Annotated in this window: 1 protein-coding gene; it reads right to left on the bottom strand. The window is 41.2% G+C overall.

The features are described 5' to 3' along the window. On the bottom strand, window positions 1-6,554 hold a 6,554-nt coding region (locus tag CALSC_RS04900; RefSeq protein ID WP_088240285.1), incomplete at both ends, for a type I polyketide synthase.

The raw sequence follows: 6,554 nt of genomic DNA, 5'->3' as shown, positions 1-6,554 counted from the left end.
AACTTTCCCAGCCATTACCTTTTCTAACTCAGTTAATTTCATCTCCTGCATCGATTGAAATCCTGCGATACCAGCAGCATGAACAATTCCTTTAACTGGTGTATGGTGGTTGTTTAATTGCTCAAATATGTTTGAAATTTCTGCAAAATTACAAACATCGGCTTGGGCTACTATTACAGAAGCTTCTTGTTTTTGTAACTTACTGATGGCTGCTAATTTTTCTTGTGAGGGTTTAGTACGACTGATTAGCACCAGGTGTTTAGCACCTTTCGAGACCATCCAAGACGCTGTATGTAATCCTAATACTCCCAACCCTCCTGTAATTATATAAGTGGCATTTGAATCAAATGAAGGAGTTTGAGATGGTTTGAGAGATTGCTTAACTAAACGAAGAATATATGATTGATGTTCCCGTAAAGCCAGATGGTCTTCTCGTTGATTATTGTCTGCTATAAATTGCAGTAGTGTTTGTGTTTCCGATTCATTTGCAAGTGGGTCTAAATCTACCATCCCACCCCAAAGTTGAGGATTTTCCAAAGATACCACCCGTCCCATTCCCCATAAGGGTGATGTCGCCACTGACACTGATTCTGTTGGGGATTTAACTGAACAAGCACCCCGAGTTACTAACCACAGTTTGGCCAAGCTTTTGGTTTTAATTATTGCTTGAACTAAATGTAGTACCGTACCACATCCCCAAAGTTGTGCTTGCTCTAAACTTGCGATTGTTAAGTCTTGGGTGATTGGAACATCTAAACTCCACAAATGAATTATACGAACTAGGGGTAATTTACTGTTTTCCTCAATAGTTTTAATTAATTGTTCAAATTCCTGGGGCTCTGTGGGATTAAGTTGATAAGTATTTTCTTCTAGTTTTTCATAGTAATTGCCTCGAAAAACTAAGCTATATTCACACCCATGTTGTTGCAATTGTTGAGCTAATTTTTCTCCGATTTCGGTGGTATCTGCAAAAATTAACCAATGACCCGGTTTAATATTTATCTTGGTTTGAATATCAATTAAAGGTTTCCATTCAACTTGATAAAACCAATCTTTGATATTTGTAGTACACAATTGCTCTTGATGCTGTTTAACCAAAACTTCGATCAATTCCGGTAAAAGATTGATTTGTTCTGGGGAAAATTGACCAGCTTTTTCTAAATTTTGAACGAGTTGTTGAGTATTCCCATGATTGAGATAATTGACAATTTCAGTAATCTTATTTTCTGAATTAGAATTAGTCGTTTGTTGGTTTAGATTTTCCCTGTTCTCAACCCAATAACGTTGCCGTTGAAAGGGATAAGTAGGTAATACAACTTTGTTACGAGAATAATCTTTATCAAATCCCAACCAATCAACTTTAACTCCCCGCACATATAATTCACCCAAACTTTGTAGCATTTGCCGCCAATCTTCTTGACCTGGTCTCAGGGAAGGTAACCAAACTCCACCATTTTCTAGCAAACACAGTCTTCCCATACCTAGCAAAATCGGCTTAGAACCAATTTCTAAGAAGATTTGACAACCTTCTTGGTGCAAAGTCTCCATACTTTGAGCAAATTTCACCGGTCTTAGAACATGACTTACCCAATAGTCAACTGTAGCAATACTGCTGTCTGCTCTCATTCCAGTGACATTTGATATTAATGGAATCTGGGGTTGATTGTAAGTAATTTCTGATGCTACCTGAGTAAAATCTCCTAACATCGGTGACATCAAATGTGAATGGAAAGCATGGGATACTTGCAGTTGTTTTGTCTTAATTTCCAGTGAATCAAATATTTCCTTGACTTTAGCAATAGCTTCTGAATCACCAGAAATGACCACACTTTGAGGCCCGTTTATTGCCGCAATTGCCACTTGACCAGAATATGGAGTAATTAGTTGATTTACTCGCTCATAGGATGCCATTATCGATAACATCTCACCACCAGTCGGTAATTGTTGCATTAACCGTCCTCGATGAGCAACTAATTTCAAACCATCTTCTAAACTAAATACTCCTGCCACTGTAGCTGCAACATATTCTCCTACACTGTGACCCATCACCAAGTCCGGTTTTATTCCCCAAGACTTCCACAATTGAGCTAATGCATATTCGATTGCAAATAAAGCTGGTTGAGTATAAGCAGTTTGAGCTAGAACATTTTCCGAAGCTTCATCGCCATAAAGTATTTCTAATAAAGGTTGATCTAAATAATCTTTTAAAATTTGTTCACATTCATCGACAGCCCCCTTGAAAGTGGGTTGGGTTTGGTAAAGCTGTCTACCCATACCCACATATTGAGACCCTTGACCAGTGAACAGCATAGCAACTTTGGTCAATTCATTACCACTACTAAATTGCCCAGTCACCAAACCCATATCTTGTGAATCTGTACCAAAGGTATCCAGCTTTTGTTGCAATTGTTCTCGATTACTAACAACTACCACCAGACGATGATTACTTGCTTTCCTGGTACTATTGGCACTAAAGCAGATATCTGCCAAATCCTGCTCTGAGTGTGCTTGTAAATGTTCGCTATAGCGTTTTGTTAACTCTGCTAAAGCTAATTCATTTTTGGCTGATAACTGTAACAAATGTAGGGGACGCTCAGACTCCGACACTTGACTGGTGGTGAGTGGAGGGGCTTCACAGAGCACTACATGGGCATTAGTGCCAGTAAACCCAAAGGAACTCACCCCTGCAAACCGACCCTTGGAAACAGCCCAAGGGGTCAAAGCTTGAGGTACCTGTAACCAAGGTTGCCAATCAATCTTGGGGTTAGGTTGTTGCAGATGTAAATTGGCAGGTATTTGTTGGTGCTGTAGGGATAAAACCACCTTAATTAGTCCCGATACCCCTGCAGCCGATTCCAAATGGCCAATATTTGTCTTCACAGTACCGATCCACAATGGCTCAGATGATGGACGCTCCTGACCCAGTACCGCTGCTGCTGCATTTACCTCTATAGGGTCTCCTAAAGAAGTTCCCGTACCATGAGCTTCTAAATAACTAATATCTGCTGGTTCTACCCGAGCTTGTTTGAGTGCTTGTAAAATCAATTTTTGTTGGGATTGACCATTGGGCACCGTTAAGCCACTACTGGGTCCATCTTGGTTAACTGCACTACCCCGAATCAAGGCCAGAATTGAGTCACCGTCTGCTTGGGCTTGACTCAGAGGCTTGAGTACTACCATGCCACAACCTTCTCCTCGGCCATAACCATCCGCAGATATATCAAAGGTTTTACACAAACCATCTGGGGAAATCATGCCGGCACGGGATGTGAAAATATAGCTTTGCGGGGTTAAATGAAGTTTGACTCCCCCAGCAATAGCCATTTGACATTCTCCCAAGCGTATACTGTTGCAGGCTTGGTGAATCGCCACTAAGGAAGAAGAACAGGCAGTATCAATGGTTACTGTTGGCCCGGTAAACCCAAAAGTGTAAGCCAAACGTCCTGCCGCACCGGAAATACTATTACCAGTACCTGTGTAGGTCGCTAGGGGGCTATTTGGCTGTTGCTTTAAATGCTCCTGTATCAATTGTTCGTAATCATGGCCATCATTACCTACAAATACCCCTATAGGTTCTGATGATAGACGCTCTACCTTTTGTCCGGCTCGTTCTAGGGCTTGCCAACTAACTTCTAGCAACAACCGATGTTGGGGGTCCATGGCTGTTGCTTCCCTTGGGGAGATACCAAAAAATCCTGGGTCAAATTGGTCTACTCCTTCAATAAAGTGACCGTAACGGGTGACCATTTTACCAGGAGTTTCTCGGTCTGGGTGATAGTAACTATTGATATCCCATCGCTGTGGTGGGATTTCTGAGTGGGAGCTTCTACAATCGTGCAATAACTCCCAAAATTTTTCTGGTGTGTTAGCTCCACCAGGGAAGGAACATCCCATACCTATGATGGCTATGGGTTCATGTTCTACAACTTTTACTGATTGCTCTGGTTTTTGGTTGTCATCAAAACTACCCAGTTGTAATATTTGTGAATTTATATACTTAGTTAGTTGCTCAATGTTGGGAAAGTCAAAGCTCAGGGTTGAAGGTAATGCTACTCCTAGTAATTGGGTAATGCGATTACGTAATTCCACTGCCATGAGCGAGTCCATACCCAAGTCGAAAAATCCTTGCTCAAAGCCGGGCAGTTGGGAATCACTCAGCCCTAGTACGCTAGCGACTTCTGCTTGAATCTCTGTTCTCAATACATTGTAGCGCTCGCCATCCGGCAAAGATGCCAATCGTCTTAAAAGTTCATTTTGCGTTGTTTTTGCTTTGGAGGCTTCTTGCTGTGATTCTGTTTTGCTTACCAATTCCCAAAGCAATGGCATTTGATTACAAAAACTAAATTGCTCTTGGAAAACTGACCATTGGATTGGTAAAACTCCTACCTGTGGGATGGATTGTTCTAGTAGTTGTCCTAAAAGCTGCAATCCCTGTTCTGAAGCAAGAGGAGTAATTCCCATGGCTAGAATTCGACTTTGATGACGACTATCCAAGTTTGCAGCCATCCCTGCTGTACTCCACGGTCCCCAGTTGATACTCAATCCTGGTAACCCCATTGCATGACGATGGTGAGCTAAAGCATCCATGAAAGCATTAGCTGCTGCATAATTTCCTTGGGCTGCTGAACCCACCAATGAAGCCATTGAGGAGAAGCAAACAAAAAAGTCCAGAGCAATATTGTGTGTTAAGTTGTGTAGATTCCAAGCCCCTTGTACTTTCGGTGCCATGACTCGGGTGAACTGCTCCCAATTCATAGAGTCTAACAAACCATCATCTAATACCCCAGCGGCGTGAATTACACCTTTTAGGTCTGGTAAAGATGCTTCGATTTCTTCAACAATTTTAGTTGCATCAACTTCATTGGAGATATCTCCACATAGAACTAATATTTGTGTTCCTAGCTTTTCTAATTCTTGAATTGCTTGAACAGTTTCAGGTGAAGGTTGCTTGCGTCCGGTAAGTACTAAATGTTTTGCTCCTTGCTGAACCATCCACCTAGCTGTATGCAATCCTAAAACTCCCAATCCTCCTGTAATTAGATAGGTGGCATTATCCTTCAGTGAAATTGACTTCTTATCTTCGAGAGATTGCTTGACTAAACGAGGGATATATGCACTATTTTCCCGTAAAGCCAGGTGGTCTTCTTTTTGATTATTGTCTGCGATGAGTTGTAGTAGTGTTTGTGTTTCCGATTCATCTGAAAATGGCTCTAAATCTACCATTCCACCCCATAATTGGGGATTTTCTAAAAATATTACTCGACCCATCCCCCATAAGGGTGATCCAGCCACCGACACTAATTCTGTTGAGGATTTAACTGAACAAGCACCCCGAGTCACTAACCACAGTTTGGCCAAACTGTTGGTTTTTATTAGTGCTTGGACTAGCTGCACAACTGTACCACATCCCCAAAGTTGTGCTGACTCTAAAGTCGTGATTGTTAAGTCTTGGGCTTTGGGAGCATCTAAACTCCACAAATGAATTATACGAACTAGGGGTAATTTACTGTTTTCCTCAATCCCTTGAATTAATTTTTCAAATTCTTCGGGTTCTGTGGGATTGAGCTGGTAAGTATTTTCTTCTAGTTTTTCATAGTAATCACCTCGAAAAACTAAGCTAGACTCACACCCACATTGTTGCAATTGTTGAGCTAATTTTTTTCCGACTTCGGTGGTGTCTGCAAAAATTAACCAATGACCCGGTTCAATGTTTGTCTTGAGTTGAGTCTCAACTAAAGGTTTCCATTGAGTTTGATAAAGCCAATCTTTGATAGTTGCTTGGTTTTTAGTGTTGCTATTCTCAATCCAATAACGTTGTCGTTGAAAGGGATAAGTGGGTAATTTTACTTTGTTACGAGAATAATCTTGATCAAACCCCAACCAGTCAACTTTAACTCCCTGTAGATATAATTGACTCAAGGTTTGTAGCATTTGCTGCCAATCTTCTTGACCTGGTCTTAGGGAAGGTAACCAAAGTCCGGCATCTTCGGGTAAACACTGTCTTCCCATACCTAACAAAATCGGCTTGGGACCAATTTCTAGGAAGATTTGGCAACCTTCTTGATGCAAAGTCTCCATACTTTGAGCAAATTTCACCGGTCTGAGGATATGATTTACCCAATAATTTGCCGTACAAATACTATCATCTGCTCTGGTTCCTGTGATATTTGATATTAATGGAATCTGGGGTTGATTATAAATAATTTCTGATGCTACCTGAATAAATTCCTCTAACATCGGTGACATCAAATGTGAGTGGAAAGCGTGGGATACTTGCAGTTGTTTTGTCTTAATTTCCAGTGAATTAAATATTTCCTTGACTTTAGCAATGGCTTCTGAGTCACCAGAAATGACTACACTTTGAGGTCCATTTATTGCTGCGATCGCTACTTGCTCAGAGTATGGTGCAATAAGTTGTTTTACTCGTTCGTGGGATGCCATTATCGATAACATCTCACCCCCGGTCGGTAATTGTTGCATTAACCGTCCCCGATGAGCAATCAGCTTTAATCCATCTTCTAGACTAAATACTCCTGCCACTGTGGCTGCAACAT

The sequence above is a fragment of the Calothrix rhizosoleniae SC01 genome, from assembly GCF_900185595.1.
Classification (GTDB): Bacteria; Cyanobacteriota; Cyanobacteriia; order Cyanobacteriales; family Nostocaceae; genus Calothrix_A; species Calothrix_A rhizosoleniae.
This window is presented reverse-complemented; position numbering and strand designations above follow the sequence as displayed.